Origin of the sequence: Pseudomonas sp. efr-133-TYG-103a, from assembly GCF_030209235.1 — a bacterium.
Lineage (GTDB): Bacteria > Pseudomonadota > Gammaproteobacteria > Pseudomonadales > Pseudomonadaceae > Aquipseudomonas.
Window position 1 is genome coordinate 1 of sequence record NZ_JARVSK010000047.1, and the last position, 18,583, is coordinate 18,583.

16 protein-coding genes and 1 pseudogene are annotated in these 18,583 nt (G+C 62.7%); 8 read left to right on the plus strand and 9 right to left on the minus strand.

Annotation, left to right across the window (positions count from 1 at the left end):
• Positions 1-362 precede the first annotated feature (362 nt).
• The 3 genes from QRN36_RS27020 to QRN36_RS27030 all read right to left on the minus strand — a co-directional run bounded on the left by QRN36_RS27020 (position 363) and on the right by QRN36_RS27030 (position 5,189).
• Positions 363-1,055: a GntR family transcriptional regulator gene (locus QRN36_RS27020; RefSeq protein ID WP_285426780.1), complete on the minus strand. Its 693-nt coding sequence runs from the start codon at positions 1,053-1,055 to the stop codon at positions 363-365.
• Between the two features lie 96 nt (positions 1,056-1,151).
• Positions 1,152-2,723 (minus strand): gamma-glutamyltransferase, encoded by a 1,572-nt coding sequence (locus QRN36_RS27025; RefSeq protein ID WP_285426781.1) that lies wholly within the window; start codon positions 2,721-2,723, stop codon positions 1,152-1,154.
• A 102-nt stretch (positions 2,724-2,825) separates the two neighbouring features.
• The gene (locus QRN36_RS27030) at positions 2,826-5,189 is read right to left on the minus strand and encodes a DNA polymerase II (protein WP_285426782.1); all 2,364 of its coding nucleotides are present in this window, start codon (positions 5,187-5,189) and stop codon (positions 2,826-2,828) included.
• Positions 5,190-5,380: 191 nt separating this feature from the next.
• Between QRN36_RS27030 and QRN36_RS27035 the strand changes: the two genes are divergently transcribed.
• A complete protein-coding gene (locus QRN36_RS27035; protein WP_285426783.1) occupies positions 5,381-6,619 on the plus strand; it encodes a M20/M25/M40 family metallo-hydrolase in 1,239 nt (412 codons plus the stop codon).
• A 63-nt stretch (positions 6,620-6,682) separates the two neighbouring features.
• Here the strand turns inward: QRN36_RS27035 and QRN36_RS27040 are convergent, their stop codons facing one another.
• Positions 6,683-7,852, minus strand: a complete 1,170-nt coding sequence (locus QRN36_RS27040) for an aspartate aminotransferase family protein (RefSeq protein ID WP_285426784.1) — start codon at positions 7,850-7,852, stop codon at positions 6,683-6,685.
• Positions 7,853-7,949: 97 nt separating this feature from the next.
• On the opposite strand from QRN36_RS27040, the gene QRN36_RS27045 reads away from it, so the two are divergent.
• The 3 genes from QRN36_RS27045 to QRN36_RS27055 all read left to right on the plus strand — a co-directional run bounded on the left by QRN36_RS27045 (position 7,950) and on the right by QRN36_RS27055 (position 11,198).
• Positions 7,950-8,852 (plus strand): LysR family transcriptional regulator, encoded by a 903-nt coding sequence (locus QRN36_RS27045; protein WP_285426785.1) that lies wholly within the window; start codon positions 7,950-7,952, stop codon positions 8,850-8,852.
• 138 nt (positions 8,853-8,990) lie between these two features.
• Positions 8,991-10,007, plus strand: coding sequence for a zinc-dependent alcohol dehydrogenase family protein (locus QRN36_RS27050; RefSeq protein ID WP_285426786.1), 1,017 nt, complete (start codon positions 8,991-8,993; stop codon positions 10,005-10,007).
• Positions 10,008-10,259: 252 nt separating this feature from the next.
• A complete protein-coding gene (locus QRN36_RS27055) occupies positions 10,260-11,198 on the plus strand; it encodes a hypothetical protein (protein ID WP_285426787.1) in 939 nt (312 codons plus the stop codon).
• On the opposite strand, the gene QRN36_RS27060 is transcribed toward QRN36_RS27055, so the two are convergent.
• From QRN36_RS27060 to QRN36_RS27070, 3 genes are all read right to left on the minus strand, one after another.
• A complete protein-coding gene (locus QRN36_RS27060; protein ID WP_285426788.1) occupies positions 11,185-11,502 on the minus strand; it encodes a class I SAM-dependent methyltransferase in 318 nt (105 codons plus the stop codon). The genes QRN36_RS27055 and QRN36_RS27060 overlap by 14 nt on opposite strands.
• A gap of 291 nt (positions 11,503-11,793) precedes the next feature.
• Positions 11,794-12,231, minus strand: a complete 438-nt coding sequence (locus tag QRN36_RS27065) for a DoxX family protein (protein WP_285426789.1) — start codon at positions 12,229-12,231, stop codon at positions 11,794-11,796.
• A gap of 108 nt (positions 12,232-12,339) precedes the next feature.
• Entirely contained in the window at positions 12,340-13,749 is a 1,410-nt protein-coding gene (locus QRN36_RS27070; protein ID WP_285426790.1) for a transglycosylase SLT domain-containing protein, read from the minus strand.
• Between the two features lie 186 nt (positions 13,750-13,935).
• On the opposite strand from QRN36_RS27070, the gene QRN36_RS27075 reads away from it, so the two are divergent.
• From QRN36_RS27075 to QRN36_RS27085, 4 genes and pseudogenes are all read left to right on the plus strand, one after another.
• Positions 13,936-14,745, plus strand: a complete 810-nt coding sequence (locus QRN36_RS27075) for a TatD family hydrolase (protein WP_285426791.1) — start codon at positions 13,936-13,938, stop codon at positions 14,743-14,745.
• Positions 14,746-15,428: 683 nt separating this feature from the next.
• A pseudogene (locus QRN36_RS28095) lies at positions 15,429-15,581 on the plus strand (HAMP domain-containing protein); the annotation flags it as partial.
• A gap of 114 nt (positions 15,582-15,695) precedes the next feature.
• Positions 15,696-16,457 carry a methyl-accepting chemotaxis protein gene (locus QRN36_RS28100; protein ID WP_373568804.1) on the plus strand — a complete coding sequence of 254 codons (762 nt, stop codon included), beginning with the start codon at positions 15,696-15,698 and terminating at the stop codon, positions 16,455-16,457.
• A 159-nt stretch (positions 16,458-16,616) separates the two neighbouring features.
• Positions 16,617-16,838, plus strand: coding sequence for a hypothetical protein (locus QRN36_RS27085; RefSeq protein WP_285426793.1), 222 nt, complete (start codon positions 16,617-16,619; stop codon positions 16,836-16,838).
• A 62-nt stretch (positions 16,839-16,900) separates the two neighbouring features.
• On the opposite strand, the gene QRN36_RS27090 is transcribed toward QRN36_RS27085, so the two are convergent.
• On the minus strand, positions 16,901-17,695 hold the full coding sequence (locus tag QRN36_RS27090; RefSeq protein ID WP_285426794.1) for a thioesterase family protein: 795 nt from the start codon (positions 17,693-17,695) through the stop codon (positions 16,901-16,903).
• Between the two features lie 100 nt (positions 17,696-17,795).
• Positions 17,796-18,575 carry a CHAD domain-containing protein gene (locus tag QRN36_RS27095; RefSeq protein WP_285426795.1) on the minus strand — a complete coding sequence of 260 codons (780 nt, stop codon included), beginning with the start codon at positions 18,573-18,575 and terminating at the stop codon, positions 17,796-17,798.
• Positions 18,576-18,583 lie beyond the last annotated feature (8 nt).

The following is an 18,583-nucleotide window of genomic DNA, read 5'->3' on the forward strand; positions in this document are numbered from 1 at the left end:
CAGCCTCCGCGGTTTGTCTGATAGAACGCATTTACCGGTTTTGCTGCCGGTACCCGGCAGATCGCGAGCAAGCTCACTCCCACAGGTATCGCGCCCATTTCCAAATCCGTCAGCGCCACCTAACCCTTGTAGGAGCGAGCTTGCCCGCGATCGGCTGCGAAGCCGTCGTGAAACCAGCCTCCGCGGTTTGTCTGATAGAACGCATTTACCGGTTTTGCTGCCGGTACCCGGCAGATCGCGTGCAAGCTCACTCCCACAGGTCTCGCGGCCCATTTCCAAATCCATCAGCGCCGCATAACCCTTGTAGGAGCGTGGCTTGCCCGCGATCGGCTGCGCAGCAGTCGTCAAACCGGCCGTGGGGTTCAGTCCTTCAATGCCTGCTTGAGGTTGAATTCGGCGGGGGCGGCGGACTCGAGGGCCAGTTGTCCTTCCAGTTCGTCCAGATGCTCGATCATGACGGCGACGGCTTTCTCGTGATCACCGGCTTCCAGCGCGGTGATGATCTGCTGGTGCTCGTCCGATGCACAGGACGGCACGTCATTGCGTTGGTACAAAGCCACGATCAGCGAGCTGCGGACCATGAGGTTGCCGAGAATTTCACTGAGCACGGTGTTGCCGCAGATCGCGCCGAGCATCAGGTGAAACTCGCTCAGCTCGCGCACGATGGCCCGGCGATCGGTGTCGTTGGTTGCCTTGCGCTCATTGTTCATGTGAGTGGCGATGCGTTGGCGCTGCTTGCGCATGATCGCAGGGGTGATGGATTCGACAATCGCCCGCTCGATGGCGCGACGGGCGCTGAAGATGTCCCGCGCCTCCTTGGCGGTCGGCTGGGCGACCATCGCACCGCGATTGGCCTCGATGGTCACCACTTTCTGCAGGGCAAGGCGTTGCAGCGCGGCCTGCACATGGTTGCGGTTGGCTTGCAGGGTTTCGACGATCTGCGCTTCGATCAAGCGCGTGCCGGGCGGCAGACGATGCTGGGCGATAGCCTTGTACAACGCATCGACGATGCGCTGAACTTCAAGCTGTTTGGCGGTGACTGTGCTCAAGCCCATCCATTCCTCATCTGTACAAAGAACCTCATGCCACGCGCGCGACGCGGGCGGGCGGGCAACGGGCGGCATTATCCGCCAGCGCCCGAGGCACGGCAATCAATCGCGCAGTCCCAGGCCGACGCCCTCGCCGCGGGGGTCATGCAAGGCATGGCGGACACCCTCGCGATCGATACTGATGATCCCGGCGTGCCCGGTCATGGGGCTCTGCGCAGGGATCATTTCCACGTCGTGGCCGCGCTGCGCAAGGCCGAGGGCGGTGTCGGCGCCGATGTCGCTTTCCAGCTTCAGGTTGTCGGTGCTGTCGAAGAAACTGCGCCCCAGCAAAAAGCGCGGCGTGCTCAGCGCGCGGTCGATGGGCTGGCGATAGTCGATCAACTGGGTGGCGAGCACCATCTGCGTTTGCGGCTGACCGTCGCCGCCCTGGGTGCCGAAGAAGAACCGGCGGCCATCGTCCGCCAGATAGCATGATGGATTGAGGGTATGCGCCGGCCGCTTGCCCGGTGCCCAGCCGTTGACATGGGACGGATCGGCGTTGAAGCCGGCCGCACGGTTCTGCCACAGCACGCCGGTGTCGCCCAGAATGCACCCTGAACCGAAGTCGTGGAACAGGCTCTGGATCAGACAAGCCGTGCGGCCTTGTTCGTCGGTGGCGGCCATCCACACGGTGTCGGCGGGACGCCCAGGCTCATTCCACGGCGCCGCGCGCTGATCGTCGATCGCGGCGGCGTAGCGTTCGATGCTCGCTGGCGACAGAGTGGTCGCGAAATCCCACTGCCCGTGAGCCGGATCGCACAATTCGGCATTGCGCCTGAGCAAGCCCTGTTTGATCGCCTCGACCAGCCGGTGATAGTACGCTGCGCTGCCATTGGCGATGTCGGCCAGCGGCTGGTGTTGCAGGGATGCCATCGCCTGCAAGGTGTAAAGCCCCTGGCTCGGCGGCGCCACATTGAACAGCCTCCCCTGACGATAACGCACGCAAAGCGGCGCCACCTCTATCGCCTGAGTGGCGCGCAAATCAGCACCCGTCAGCCCGCAGCCGAGCCTTGCGAACGCTTCACTGAATGCGCCTGCCAGCTCGCCGCGGTAGAAATCCTCGACGCCGTGGCGCGCCAGGTGCCGCAACGTATTTGCCAGCTGCGGCTGACGCAACGTGTCGCCCTCCTGCATCCAGCGGCCATCGGTTTTGCACAGGGCGTGCAGATCGGGCAACTGCTCGATCAGCGGCTGACGCAGGGTTTGCCAGAACAACTGCGATTGCGAGACGGCCACGCCTGCCTGCGCAGTGTCAGCGGCGTCTGCGAGCAGGTCCGCCCAGCTCATGCGCGAGCCCCATTGCTGGCGGCTGATGGTCGCCGCCGTCTGCCAACTGGCGAGGGCGCCGGCGGTAGTAGCCACCGAACCTGGCCCGCGCACGCCGATGCTGCCCGCCTCAGGCAAGCGCGCCCCTGCCTGACCGATCCCCATGATGGTGCGCACATCGCCGTCGTGGATCATCCACAGGGCATCGCCGCCCAGACCGGTCATGTGCGGAAACACTGCGCTGAGCATCGCGCTGGCCGCCAGCATCGCATCGATCGCGGTACCGCCGGCCTCCAGAATCCGCAGCCCTGCGGCACTGGCGTCGGCATGAGGAGTGGTGATGACAGCGCGGCGCGAAGTCGCAATCATGAGTCAGGCCCTTTTTGAATTGCTAGCTATTGGATATTTATTGCTAGCAAAGCAAAAGCTATGCCGTCACTCGGCGCGCTGCCGAAAGCCCCCTCGCCGATCTCAGAACAGCCCCATCTGGCCGCCGATCAGGGTGGCGAATTCGTCCTGCACGAACGGCAGAATGGCATCGGCGATTGGCTGCAACTGTCGGGTGATGTAGTGGTCGTAGTCGATGGCCGCGCTGCGCACTTCCAGCGGTTCGGGACCGGCGACGGTGATGACGTAGCTGATCCAGCCGCGATTCTGATATTGCAGCGGTCGCCCCTGTCTGCGGTTGTAGTCGTCGGCGATCCGCGCGGCGCGCACGTGCGGCGGCACGTTGCGTTCGTAGTCGTCCAGCGCCCGGCGCAGGCGTTTGCGGTAGATCAGTTGATCGTCGAACTCACCCGCCAGGGTGCGCCGCACGTAGTCACGCACGTAATCCTGATACGGACGCCGATTGAAGATGCGCAGGTAAAGCTCCTGCTGAAACGCCTGCGCGAGCGGCGACCAGTCGGTGCGCACGACTTCCAGGCCCTTGTAGACCATTTCATCTTCGCCATTGGCGCGGGTAACCAACCCGGCGTAACGCTTCTTGCTGCCCTCTTCCGCGCCGCGAATCGTGGGCATCAGGAACCGTTTGAAGTGGGTTTCGAATTGCAGCTCCAGCGCGCTTTCCAGGCCGAATTCAGCGCGCAGGTGTTCGCGCCACCAATCGTTGACGCCGCTGACCAGCGCCTTGCCGATCTGCGCGGCCTCTTCCTGCCCGTGCGCCCGCTTGAGCCAGACGAACGTGGAGTCGGTGTCGCCATAAATCACCTCGTAGCCCTGCGCTTCGATGAGCTGCCGGGTCTGGCGCATGATCTGATGCCCGCGCAAGGTGATCGACGACGCCAGACGCGTATCGAAGAAGCGGCAGCCACTTGAACCCAGTACGCCGTAAAAGGCGTTCATGATGATTTTCAGCGCCTGAGAAAGCGGCGCATTGTGCTCGCGCTTGGCGGCCTCGCGCCCCTCGGCGACCCGGGCCACGATGGCGGGCAGGCAATGTCGGGTGCGCGAGAACCGTGCGCCGCGAAAGCCTTCCACGGACAGGCTGTCATCGGGGTGCTTGAGGCCTTCGATCAATCCCACCGGGTCGATGAGGAAGCTGCGGATGATCGAGGGGTACAGGCTCTTGTAATCGAGGACCAGCACCGATTCGTACAGCCCCGGTCGCGAGTCCATGACGAACCCGCCGGGGCTGGCTTCCGGCATGCGCTCGCCCAGGTTGGGCGCGACGAAGCCCTGCCGGTGCATCAGCGGCATGTACAGGTGCTCGAAAGCGGCCACCGATCCTCCGCTGCGGTCGGCTGGCAGGCCGGTCACCGTTGCGCGTTCGAGCAAGAAGGTGAGCAGTTCGGTCTTGGCGAAAATGCGCGTGACCAGCTCACAGTCCTTGAGGTTGTAGCGCGCGAGCGCAGGCTTGTCCTCGGCGAACATGCGGTTGATTTCGTCCATGCGCTGGTAAGGGTTGTCGATGGCCTTGCCTTCGCCCAACAAGGTCTGCGAGACGTTTTCCAGACTGAATGAAGGGAAACTCCAGGTCGCCGAACGCAAAGCCTCGATGCCATCGATGATCAGGCGTCCGGGGGCGGAAGCGAAAAAGTGGCTGTTGCGCGCGCCGTGCTCGCGCCAGCCCATGACTTCGCCGCCACGGCCGAGGCGCAGCGGCACGTTCAACCGCCGCGAGTGTTCGTGCAACACCCGCAGGTCGAACTGCACGACATTCCAGCCGATGATCGCGTCCGGATCGTGCAAGGCCAGCCAGTCATTGAGTCGCTCCAGCAACGCCTCGCGGCTGTCGCAGTACTCGAACGCAAAATCGACCTGTGAAGCGTCGCCATTGGGCGGGCCGAGCATGTACACCTGACGTTCGCCGCAGCCTTCCAGCGCGATCGAATATAGCTCGCCGCGTTCGGTGGTCTCGATGTCCAGCGACACCAGTTTCAGTTGCGGACGGTAGTCGGGCGCCGGTTTCATCTGGGTGTCGAGCAACACGCCGTTCTCGTCCGGCGTGCCACTGAATTGCACGGGCGCGGTGATGAAACGCTCCATCAGGTACCGCTCGGGCGGCCGCACGTCGGCTTCGTAAAGGTCGACGCTGGCGCTGCGCAGGTCCTTTTCCAGGTTCATCAGTTGTCGATGCTGGCGCGTGTACAGGCCGAGCACCGGACGATGGCGGAAATCACACAGTTGCAGCGGCTTGAGCTCGACGTCTTTCTCATTGCGCAGCACGGCTTCGGCGCGCTCGCGGTGCACCGCGGGAATGAACGCCACAGAGGTCTGTAGCGGCAGGCGGACCTGACGCGGGCCGTCGTCGGTGGCCAGCCAGAACTCCACCTCCGTGCCTGCATCGGTATCGCGCCAATGCCGGGTCAGGACAAAACCCTGCTGTAAATCCACCGCTGCAACCTCGAAAACCGCCTCTCAGGAGCGCGATTCTACGGCGATCGGCACGGGAAAGCGCGCGGCGTTACGCTGTTCGCCCACAGCAGAACAGGATGCGGCGCATGCGCCAGCGTTCAATCGGCGGGGAACAACCCGCGCCGATCGGGTATCACAACCTCACTCGCACATCATCTGAGGGATCCAGCATGCTCGTTCGACGTACCGTTCTGGCCGCTTCTGTCTGGGTTGCACTGCTCGGCAGCCACGTTTTCGCCGCCGAATTCTCCGCCGACGGCTTACTCAAGAAAGCCGAGGCCGAACAGAAGCCGTATCTGGCCACACTCAAGCAATTGGTCGATATCGACACCGGCACCGGACAGGCGGCCGGCCTGAAAACCGTGAGCGCCGTGCTGGTCGAGCGGCTAAAGGCGCTGGGGGCAAGCGTGCAGACCACGCCTGCGACCCCTTCCGCGGGCGATAACATCGTCGGCACCCTCAAGGGCAACGGCAGCAAATCGTTCCTGCTGATGATCCATTACGACACCGTGTTCGGACCGGGCACTGCCGCCAGGCGACCCTTCCGTGTCGACGGCGAGCACGCCTACGGCCCGGGCGTTGCCGATGCCAAAGGCGGCGTGGCCATGGTGCTGCACACCCTCAAGTTGCTGCAGGATCAGAAATTCAAAGACTTCGGCAGCATCACGGTGCTGTTCAACCCCGATGAAGAAACAGGCTCGGCCGGCTCGAAGAAACTCATTGCCGAGCTGGCGGCGAAAAGCGATTACGTGTTCTCCTTCGAGCCGCCGGACAAAGACGCCGTGACCGTCGCAACCAACGGCATCAACGGCGTATTCGTAGACGTCAAAGGCAAATCGTCCCACGCAGGTTCCGCGCCGGAGGCCGGGCGTAACGCCGCGATGGAGCTGGCCCATCAGTTGGTGCAACTGAAGGACCTCGGCGATCCGGCCAAAGGCACCACGGTGAACTGGACGCTGATCAAGGGCGGCGAAAAGCGCAACATCATCCCGTCCAGCGCAGCGGCCGAGGGCGACATGCGCTATTCCGATCTGAGCGAATCCGACCGGGTGCTCGCTGATGGTCAACGCATTGTGCGGAGCACACTCATCGACGGCACCGAGGTGACGTTCCGTCTGGACAAGGGGCGTCCGCCGCTGGTGAAAAACCCGGCCACCGAAGACCTCGCGAAAACCGCGCAAACCCTCTATGGCAAGATCGGCCGCAACCTCGAACCGATTGCCATGCGCTTCGGCACCGACGCTGGCTATGCCTACGTTCCCGACAGCCAGAAACCGGCGGTGCTGGAAACCATGGGCGTCGTCGGCGCGGGATTGCATGCCGACGACGAATACGCCGACCTCTCCAGCATCGCGCCACGGCTGTACCTGACGACCGCGATGATCATGGAGCTGTCCGGCGGGAAATGACCGGCCGACGCGCTGCGGCTCGCCGCGACGTGGCGAGCGCAGCCAGAGCACGCGCGCGCCGGGTCATCCCAGCGCGCCGGCGATCCCGGCAACGATCATCTCCACATCGGTCTCATCGATCACCAGTGGCGGCAGCAGGCGGATGGTCTGGCCACGGGTGACGTTGATCAGCACGCCGAATTCCTGCGCGGCCGTCAGGCACAAATCGCGAATCGGCTGGTTCAATTCGATGCCGATCATCAACCCCAGCCCACGAATGCGCACCACGTTCGGGTGGCTGCCGAGTGAGTCACGCAGACGGCGCAGCAGGCGTTCGCCCTGCTCGGCGGCGTTGTGCAGCAAGCCTTGCTGTTCGACGATGTCCAGCACCGTGCAGCCGACCCGGCAGGCCAGCGGATTACCGCCGAAGGTGCTGCCATGGCTGCCCGGCGTGAACAGACGCGCGACAGCCGCGGACGCCAGGCAGGCGCCGATCGGAATGCCGTTACCCAGGCCTTTGGCCAATGTCATGACGTCGGGCACGATGCCCTCGTGTTCGAAAGCGAACCAGCGCCCGGTACGGCCGATGCCGGTCTGAATCTCGTCAAGCATCATCAGCCAGCCGTTGTTGCTGCAATGCGCGCGCAATGCCTTCAGGTAGCCCGGTGGCGGCAGCATCACGCCGCCCTCCCCCTGAACCGGTTCGAGCAACACCGCGACGAGGCGCTCGCCGTAGACCCGCGTTGCGCGCTGGACAGCGGCCATGTCACCGAACGCGACCTTGATGAACTCACCGGACATCGGCTGATAACCCAGGCGCGCCGCGCCGTTGTCGCTGGCCGACAAGGTGCCCAACGTGCGGCCATGAAAGGCGTTGTCCATGACCAGCACCAGCGGCTGTTCGATCCCCTTGGCCCATCCGTGCAGGCGCGCCAGCTTCAGCGCCGTCTCGTTGGCCTCGGCCCCGGAATTGTTGAAGAACACCTGCGCCAGCCCAGACAGCCGGGTGAGCTTGTGGGCCAGCCGCTGCTGCCAGTCGATGCGGTAATGATTCGAGGTGTGCAGGAGCAGACCGGCCTGTTCGCTGATGGCCGAGACGATCCATGGATGGCTGTGCCCGACGTTGGTCACCGCAACGCCCGCGACGGCGTCGAGATACTGGCGACCGCTGGCGTCCCAGAGTCGCGCGCCCAGGCCTTTGACGAAGCTCAGCGGCAGGGGTTTGTAGGTGTTCATCAGGCAGGCGGCGGTCATTGGCGAGCTCCATCACAGGTTGTGATGCCAGTATCGTTAGCCGCGATTGCTGTATAAAGATCGACTTTCTTGAGTCACTTTAAAGCGAGGCTTGATAATGGACGTCTTTCAGGCGATGACCGTGTTCGTCAGAGTGGTCGAAGGCGGCAGCATGACCGCAGCGGCGCGCCAGTGCGAAATGTCCACGACCATGGTCGGCAATCACCTCAAAGCCCTGGAGCAGCGTCTGGGGGTAAGCCTGCTGCAACGCACCACCCGCAGACAGAACCTGACCGAATTCGGCCTGCAGTATTATCGGCGCTGCGTTGACGTGCTGGGGTTGGTGGACGATGCCGAGCGCATGGCCGAACAGGTGCAAAGCCAGCCGGGCGGCACATTACGAATTACCGCTGCGCCGGCGTTCGGCGCGGAACGCCTGGCACCGATGCTCAGCGATTTCCTCCAGCGCTACCCGCAGATCAAGGCTGAAGTCGTCCTGAGCAATCAGTTGATGGATCTGGTCGAGCATGGCTTCGATGTCGCCTTCCGCCTGGGCGTGCCGGAAAATTCTGCGCTGATCGCCCGGCCCTTGCAGGACTACACCCTGACCATCTGCGCCTCCCGGCATTACCTGGAGCGGTGCGGCACGCCCGAAACCGCCGCCGAACTGCGCGACCATAATTGCCTGGCGTATGCCTATCCCGCCGGAGACGACTGGCGCGCCGCTGACAAACTGTGGCGGCTGACCGGGCCCGAAGGCGTCGTGGAAGTGCCGGTGTCCGGGTCGATGATCGTCAACAGCTCGCCGGCGCTGCGTCAGGCGGCACTGGCGGGCATGGGCGTGGCGATGTTGCCGGATGTGCTGATCAGTGACGACCTGCAGGCCGGCAAGCTGGTGCCGTTGCTTCAGGATTATCAGCCACCGAGCCGGCCACTCTGGCTGATGTACCCGCAGGACCGCTACCGCTTGCCCAAGGTCAGGCAGTTCGTGGAATGCGCACTGGAGGCGTGGGGCCGGTAACCCCAAGCGTCGCCCGACGCGAGTTCCGCACATTCGAATTGATAACAGGCATGTCGGGTATCAACCGACAGAAATAGTGCCTGAACCCGCGCGTCGATACAGTCATTACAACCCTAATCAAATGAGTCGAGGTTGGAAATGTCACGCGCCATCAAATTTCATCGCTTCGGCAAAGCCGATGTGCTGAGTTGCGAAGAACAGCCTGACCGCTTGCCCGGTCCTCAGGAAGTGCTGGTTCGTGCCGAGGCCATCGGCATCAGCTGGGACGACGTGTTGTGGCGGCAAAACCTGGCCCTGGCCGAGGTCCGCCTGCCCGCAGGCCTTGGCAGCGAAATGGCCGGTATCGTCGAAGCCGTCGGCGCTGACGTGACCGATCTGAACGTCGGCGACAAGGTTGCCAGCTTCAAGGCCATGAGCGCCAACCAGTATCCGGTCTGTGGCGATCACGTGCTGGTGCCGCGCAATGCGTTGACCCGCTATCCGCAGACGCTGACGCCCACCGAGGCCAGCGTGCACTACACGCCGATGCTGCTGGCTTACTTCGCGTTCGTTGACCTGGCGAAGGTGCAGCCCGGCCAGACCGTACTGATCACCGACGCCACGTACAGCCCCGGCATCGCCTTCGTGCAACTGGGCAAGGCGCTGGGCTTGCGAGTGATCGCGGCCACCCAGCACGCCGAGGACCGGGAATACCTGCTGGCCAATGGCGCCGAACGAGTGATCGTCACTGACGAAGACGACATTTGCCTGCGCATCGATGCGGTGACCCAAGGCCAGGGCATCGAAGCGGTGTTCGACGGTCTGGGCGGCATGCAGATGTCAATGCTGGGCGATGTGCTGGCGCCCCGTGGCAGCCTGGTGCTGTATGGCCTGCGCGGTGGTAACAAAACGCCCTTCCCGGCGCTGCAGGCTTTCCGCAAGAACATGCGGTTTTTCGTTCACTGCCTGGAGAACTTCACCGGCAAACCCGAGGCGGGAATCGAACAGGACGGGCCAGCGATGCAACGCGCGCTGCAGGTCATCAATGATCTGACGGCCAAGGGACTGCTTCAACCCGACATCCATCGCACCTGGCCGTTCGAGCAGTTCGGCAAGGCGCACAATCACCTCGACGACAAACCCGTGCGCGGGCGCGTGGTGCTGACGGTTCGCTGAAACACGCTGTGCTGCAGCGCCCGGCGCAGCGTTCCCCCGCCATCGATTCATCGCTTCCCGGCGTTTACTGAAAGCGAAGGTAAACGCCTGATCCGACCCCGCACCCCTCCCCTCGTAAACATCAGGCAACAGTTGTAGGCGCCAAGGCAATTGACGCAAGGCGGCCGATAGCCAGACTCCAGTGAGGAATCTTCAAGCCACCCGCTCGAGCCCTTGCTCATCAGGCTCGGCAACACGTCAAAGGAATGACCCATGACCACGCTCGACAACGTTCACCCGCGTCCCGCCCATCTGGACTGGATGGCGCAGACCCCGCACCTGGCGCCGTTGCGCATCGACGAATTGATCCTTCCAGGCACACACAATTCAGGCAGCGACAAACTGTCTCCCAATCTCGGCCTGCCGCAAGAACTGGCTCAGGACGTGGCTCCGTTCGAACAGATGCGCCAAGGCATCCGCGTGCTGGACCTGCGCGTATCGTTTTATGGAAAACACCCGAAAGGCGACCCCAGACGCTTTCAGCTCTTTCACCTGTCATCCTCGGGCCGGACCATTGCGGTCGACATCATCGAGCGCGTGCTGGATTTTTACCGAGAACTGGAAGCGTCAGGCACAGCGGCCCGCGACATCATCATCCTCGATTTCCACCAGTTCGACGGTTTCACCCCGCAGGCGCATCAGGAATTGCAAGCGTTGCTGAGCGATCGACTGCGCCAGCGACTGCTGCCCAGAGCATCGTCCACCCTGACCCTGGAGGAAACCTGGCGCAATCATCCCGGCAAAAACGTGGTGCTGGCCTACGCCCACACCACGCCCAGTGATGATTTCTGGCGCGGCGTCAGCCAGCGCTGGCCCGGCGAGAACCTGTTCAACACCAACACCCTGAAAGCGTTCATCAACGAGGTGGCCGCCGAGTACAAGCCCGTGCATTCACTGGTCGCCGTGCAATGCGCCAAGTATTCACTGCCCCTGCACGCCCCTACCGACCTCAGCCACAAGGTGGATCAGTGGTTCGAATCGGTCGACGAGAACAGCTTCATTCAGAACTTTTTCATCATCAACACCGACTGGTCGTTGCGCAGCGGGCTGGTCGCCAACTGCCGCCACGCCAATCGCATCCGCGCGCAACACAAAGCCAGGCATCCGGACCGGCCGTTGCAGCCGATGCGTCGGGCCGTCAGCAGCGTGTAATCAGCCCCTGCCGGGCAACGCGGGTCAGATGACGAATCACGGCGTCGGCATGCACTGCGGCCGGCGCCTGAATGACAGCGAGGTCGAATTGATCATTGGCGAAACGCTCCAGTGACTCGTCGGCGTCGATGAACTGGATGAGGAAGGCATGGGGACCGTTCTGGCGACGGGGCCAGCCATCCAGATAACGCAGCAGCGTCGGCTGATGGGAACCGCCCAGAAGGATTTTCGGATTACGACGATTGAACTGACTGGCGATGGGAGCCAGGCGAACGAGGGGGCGCGGGTTGGCGTAACGGCTCATAGTGTCTTCTCTGCCTCAGTGTTCCGCTGGGCAGCGGTGAGAGGCAACACCGAACCAGCGCTTTAGCGGTATTTCGACGGCGTTTTCACGTCATCAGGCGCCCCGCAAGTAGCTGTTTAAATCGGCGCATGCGGCATCCTAGAGAAGCCGCACGGGAATTGTCAATTGGCGCTTTGGATGGCGTTGCAGGCAGGGACGAAAAACCTCTGTCGTCTTCTGATTTGCCCGAGGCGGCGATTCGGGATCGCCGACTTGAGCATGCCAGGAGACGACAGAGGCGATGAAGCCGGGTTACTTGCTAGCGATCAACCGGTCCAGCGACAGGCGACCGGCACCTTCGAACAGCACCGCGACGGCACCTGCAATCAGCGCCAGGCCGAACTCATAACCGTTATTGGCCATGAACAGACCGTTGTGGATGTGCACCGAAAGGATCGCCACCACCAGCATCACGATGATCACCAGCGCGGCGGGACGTGCCAACAGACCGAGGAACAGTGCCAGACCGCCGAAGAATTCAGCGCTACCGGACAGCAGCGCCATCAGATAGCCGGGATTCAGCCCCAGGCTGGCCATGTACTGGCCGGTGCCTTCCAGACCGTAACCACCGAACAGGCCGAACAACTTCTGGCTGCCGTGCGCCATCAGGATGATGCCAACGATGATTCGCAGTGCGGTGATGCCGTAGCCGGCGCGGGTGGTGAACAGGGATTTGATTTGAGCGTTCATGGAGCTAATTCCGTTTGCGTTAGAGAATGGCGCCATCTTAATCGGATTAACAAATATGAAAATCGCAAAAAACGCATCTAACCCATCGAATTATTGAATCTATACCCATTATCGCGGACGCGCGTCAGGGTCTTCCAGCGAACTGCGCGCCTGGTCGTACGCCAGGTAGTATTTATTGACGCTGTTGACGTAGCTGACGACGTTCTTGCCGCCCTGCTCCATCGCGACCCGCTCGACCTGAAAAAACCACTGGTTCGGGTTCAGGCCCTGGCGTCTGGCCTCGGTGCGCATGGCCTGCACACGCTCCGGCCCCAGGTTATAGGCCGCCAGCGTGAACGCCATGCGCTCGCGCTCGTTGATCTTCGGGCTGGAGAAAAACTTGCGCCGAATCATCGCCAGGTATTTGCTCGCCGCCTGGACGTTGCCGTCTACATCGTGAATGTTGCCAACGCCGACACGCTGCGCGGCGGACGGGGTGATCTGCAACAGGCCAGTGGCGCCGCTGCCACCTTTGGCGCCAGGGTTGAGCGCCGACTCCTTGAACGCCAGCGCGGCCAGGTCCAGCCAATCCATTTTCTGCGCATCGGCGTGCAGTTGCAGGGTTGGACGCAGCTTTTCCAGGCGCAGACGATCGGCTCGCGCCAGTGGGTTGTGGATCTGATACAGATCCTTGTAGGCCTTCTGGAAGGCCACGTCCTGATTGCCGGGTACCTCGTAGGTTTCCAGGAAGCGGTTTACCGCTGCGTGCAGCATCACGGCGTCCTTGCGCACGAACCAGTTCATGTCGCCCGGATCACTCAGCGCCACCGACCGGTCCAGCCGCAGTCTGGGCATCACCTTGGCCCAGCGCTCGGCAATGGGCTGCTCGACCACGGTCAGGTGATAGATCCCGGCCTGAACCATTTCCAGCACATCTTCGACGGCCAGACTGGGATCGACCCACTCGATCTTCACCGGCGGCAGCTTGCGCAACGCAAGCTTCTGGTTGAGTTGAATGATTGCCGCGTCGGCGGCGCTGCCGCTGGTCAGCATCAGCGTGCGCCCGGAAAGCTGCTCGGGGTGTTTGAAGCTGCGCTCGCCCTTGACCCCGACAACCACCAGCGGCACGTGGCTGGCGACCGGTTCGGTGGCGTCGACATAACGAGCGGCACTGGCGTCGAGCAATTCGCCCGGCGCAACCAGATCGCCTTCGCCGCGCTGCAACGCGGCCAGCAACTGATCCTTGGCCTTGGGAATGAGCTTGAGGGTGATTTTCTGGCCATCGCGGGCGTGGCCGTTGAGGTATTTCTCGAATGCCTGCAAGCGACAGTATTCGATGCCGACCGGCTCGCCTTTCACTTCACCCGAACTGTTGCGGCTCTGATTGACCAGCACGCGCAACACCTTGCTGCTGCGAATGGCCGCCAGATCACGCACCTGGCTTTTCTTGATCACCACCGGCGGACCGGCAGGACGAGCCGATGCGTGGGTGGGCACCAGCATCAGGCACAGCAATGAGATCAGAGAGGCTCGGATCATTGACGCTCCGGGAAAAGGCCGAAAATACGGGCTTGAAGCCTGTGCAGGACAGTCACTTGCGCCGCGGCGTGCGCCACGACTGGCAACTTCACAGGGATCTAATAATTCTAAGCAGTTGAACCTGCTTGTTTTTTATCGCTTCAATCGCTCTGGTATTCTTCTCGGCCTCTGGCCTGAGGTAGCACCATGCAATTAATCGACATCGGCGTCAACCTGACAAACGCAAGCTTCGCCAACCGGGAGCGTGAGGTGCTGGACCGCGCGTACGCCGCGGGCGTCAAGCAATTGGTGCTCACCGGCACTGACGTCGAAAGCAGCGAACAGGCGCTGCAACTGACCCGCCAGCTGGACGAGAGCGGCCAGCGTCTGTTCAGCACCGCGGGCATCCATCCCCATTCGGCAAGCGCCTGGACGTCAGCAACCGAGAAACAGCTGCACGCCCTGTTGAACGAAAAACCGGTGTGCGCAGTGGGCGAATGCGGGCTGGATTTCAACCGCGACTTCTCGCCACGGGCGCAACAGGAAAAGGTGCTGGAGGCGCACCTGGCACTGGCCGTCTCCTTGCAGATGCCGGTGTTTTTGCATGAGCGTGATGCCGATGAACGCCTGCTGGCGATTCTGCGCGATTATCGCGATCACCTGCCCGCGGCCGTGGTGCACTGCTTCACCGGCGAAAAGCGTGCGCTGTTCAATTATCTGGACATGGACCTGCACATCGGCATCACCGGCTGGATCTGCGACGAACGACGCGGCACTCACTTGCATCCGCTTGTGCGCGACATCCCCCGTGGCCGCCTGATGCTGGAGAGCGACGCGCCCTACCTGCTGCCCCGTACGTTGCGGCCAAAACCGAAAAACGGCCGTAACGAACCCGCCTACCTGCCCGAAGTGCTACGCGAAGTCGCCCTGCACCGGGGCGAAAGCGAGGCCGATGTCGCCGCCCACACAACGGCGTGCGCACGTGCATTCTTCGGATTGCCGAGCCTGACGGACTGATACAGCCGCTTCGCACCCGATCCGTCGGGTTGACTGACCTTCGTTAAAGATCAGCCTGAGCCGAGGCGACTGAGCAGTCGCCCTCGCAGGCCAGCGCACGCCTGCCCTGCTCCCTGGAACATAAGCGCACCGGTGAAACCTTGATGCAGATCAACGCCGGTGACCTGCACAGCTGAGAAAATACTGGCACCTTGCCTTATCACGTGCATCCACAGAAGAGCTTTATCATGAGCCGCTGGCTGAGCAACATTTCCCTGAAATACAAGTTCTGGGCGGTCAATGCCGTCGCTTTCGTGACCACCCTGCTGCTGGTGTTGTATGCCCTGCAGCTCGAGCAACACAGCCGGGCCGACGATGCGCGTAACGCCGCCCGGTCTCAAGCGACGCTGCTCTCGGCCTGGCCCGCCGGCCAGCCGCTGCCGAGGGCGGAGGGTCTGCTGATTTTCCAGGCGGGCCAGGCGCCACAGCTCAACGGTCAGGCCCTGACGGAACTGGCACAGGCCAGCGGCTGGGTGGACCTGTCAGGCGCTGCGTCATTGAGCGATGTCCCCGTGATCGGCGCTCAGGTGATGACCTTGGGTGACCGCCGTGTCGCAGTGCTGGCCGCTGCGCCTGACCTGCCGCAACTGCTGGCCGACCACTTCAGTCATTACGCAATCGCGGTTTTCATCCTGATGCTGGCCATGCTCAGCGCATCGCAATTGCTGATCCGTTTTCTGCTCACCCACCTCAACACGCTCAAGGACGTGATGCTCCACGTCGAGAAAAGCGGCGACCTCTGCGCTCGGGTGCCGCTGGCCGGTGAAGATGAAGTCGGGCAGATGGCCAAGGCGTTCAATGCGATGCAGGCCGGTTATCAGCGCATTGTCGCAACCGTGGCGCAGTCCGCCGCGCAACTGGATAAGGGCGCCGTGCACCTGGCGGCGGGCATGAGCGATGTGCGTCAAGGCATGCTGGGGCAGCAGAGCGAGACCGATCAGGTCGCCACCGCAATCAATGAAATGACGGCAACGGTCCATCACATCGCCCAGCACGCCAGCGCCACCCGCGATCAGTCGCAGAACGCCGACACCCTCGCCGGAACCGGCAAGGACGTCGTGGATCGGGTGCAGACGTCCATCGCGGGGCTGTCCAGCGGCGTGCAGCAAACGGCGGGCATGATTCAGCGGCTGGCCGAGGACAGCCAGAAGATCAACGGCGTGGTGAACGTGATTCACAGCATCGCCGAGCAGACCAACCTGTTGGCACTCAATGCGGCAATCGAGGCGGCACGGGCCGGGGAAATGGGACGCGGCTTTGCCGTGGTGGCCGATGAAGTGCGTAACCTTGCCAAGCGCGTACAGACCTCGACCGATGAAATCACCACGATGGTCTCGGCGCTGCAGGCTGGCACCCGTGACGCCGTGGACTTCATGCAGGAAAGCTCGTACAAGGCCGATGACTGCGTGCAGCATGCACGCGAGGCCGGGCAGGCGCTGGCCGCGATCACCGAGGCGGTGGCGCAGATGCGTGAGAACAATACCCAGATCGCCGTTGCCGCGCAGCAACAGAGTCAGGTGGCTGAAGAGATGAACCGGGCAGTGGTCAGTATCCGTGACGTCACCGAGCGCACCGTGCGCCAGACGCTGGATTCGGCCAGCACCAGCGATGAGCTGGCGACACTTGCCGGCGCGCTGAACTCGGCGATCGGCCAGCTGAAACTGCGTGGCTGATGATCGATCCACCAGCGGCAACGCGCGCGATCACGATTGACTGACACTGCTGCGCCCTATCACTGCCATAGCAAACGTCGATTCGCCGAGCTGAACTGTCGAGCCTATGCTGACTCTATCGAAAACACTTCTTATTAGTTTTTACGGAGGGTCAGCATCATGCCCAAGTTCATTGCCAACCTGCACATCGACGACTTTTTCAGCGCTGCGAGCAAGTCGGGCCTCTCGTCGAATCTGGTGGTCTCGTCCATTGCATTCCCACTGTCGACCGTCTCAGGCCTTCTGCTGCTCGACGGCGTACTCAATGCGAGCGTGACCTCCGCCGCCATCGGCGCGCTGGGTCTGGTGGCGGCCCAAGCCATCAAAGCCCGAGTCCAGTAAGGTCTCGGGCATGCTCCACGCAGGTGGTTTCACGTCAGCGAATCAGGTTAACCCACGCACGCTCAGCCAAACACCGTCACCGTCTGGCGACTGATCGCCACCAGCTCGCCCTTGGGCGTCCACAACCCCGCCGCAACATGACCATAGCCGTCACGTGCATGCTCGATCACCGCCTTGTATTGCGTCCAGTCGCGGGTGGTCATCGCCGGCAACGGCTGCACGAACTCAATGGTCCAGGTCAATGAACTGCCCGGCGCAGGTCTGGCCAGATGTGCCAACACCGCAGGCGGCCAGGTATCGACCAACGCCAACAGGTGCGCTTCGGTCAGCACTTCTTCCTCGACGTCACGCAACCGCGCATACCCGCCGATAGCCCGGGATTTCGTATTGGAAAACGGCATGCCGCCCAGCGCCCAGCGCATTTCCATGAAACGCAGGTATTCCGGCATCGCGCCGGCGACAAAGGGCAGCGCGGGCGACTCCAGCACCGGTTTGAATTCGGGCGCAGGCTCAGCGTTCACGCTGACCGATGATTCCCGCGCCGCACCGAAGCTGCCCTGTATCAGCGTCATCACTTCGCCGTTCTGAACCGCCCGCCCCAGCACTTGGCTGACCGCCTTGCCTTCGCGCAGGATTTCGACTTCGAAAGCAATCGGCACATCGATCGCGGGCGGCCCGATGAAGGAAATCGCCAGTGAGCGCACCGGCCGACCAGGCGCAACCCTGGCCTTCATCGCCTCGTAGACCAGCGCCGCCATCAGGCCGCCAAAACACGAGCGACCTTGAGACCAGGATGAAGGCACGCTGACGGATTGAGGATGGTCGCGTACAGCGTCGAGCAATTCGGAAAATTTCATGCGCACTCCATGGCGGGCGGGCGTCGGACATTTCCCGATGTTAGCGAGGCAAGATCCGCAGGACAGGGCTCATAAGTGCCAATCCTGCGGACAGTTCAGATCAATGGCCGGGACGTTTATCAAAACAGGCGTCGGACAGCCGCTCCAGTTCCCGGTCGGATTTTTCCTCGGCGCGATGAATCGCCAGCTCCCATCCGGCCACGCAAGGCGCCAGGTCAGACTGATGCCGAGCCTGTTCCAGCCACTGCAAATGATCGTGCCAGTCGCCGAGTGCGCCTTGTGCGGCTTTGAGGCGCTTCTGCATGCCTTTGGGCTGATGGCTGAGTTCGGGGTAAGCCTCGGCGGCGTAGCGCACACGCTTGATCAGCAGGCGCAGGCGATGACGGTCATGGGCCGGATCGGCCATGGCGTCGCGCAGTTTCTTCCATTGCTTGTCCATGCGCTTCTCGATGCGCTGGCGCAATTTGCGCAGCAGCCCGTGGCGCTGCTGCGCGCGCAGAAAGGACGGCAACTGATCCAGTACGCCAAACAGCCGATTGAGCTCGGCGGACGTCGCCACGTTCGGGCACGCGGCTTCCAGAAAGGTGGTGCGCTTGCGTGCGGCCCGGTCCAGCCCCTGCTCGCTGAGAAACGCCGCCAGTACCTGCATGTCTCGCAACGGCGTGGTCAGGTCGCCGACGCCCTTGGCGGCTTCTTCGATCTGATCGATGCCGGGCAACCCGCGCAGTGGTCGCAGCACGCTGCGAAGCCGCCGCACAGTGGTGCGCAGATCATGCAGGGCTTCGCTGTCGGTGGACGCTGCCAGCCGCGCGTGGCAGGCCAGCAACTTGACGTTGAGACTGAGAATCTCGGCGATCAGATGATCGACCATGGCAGACATGACACGCT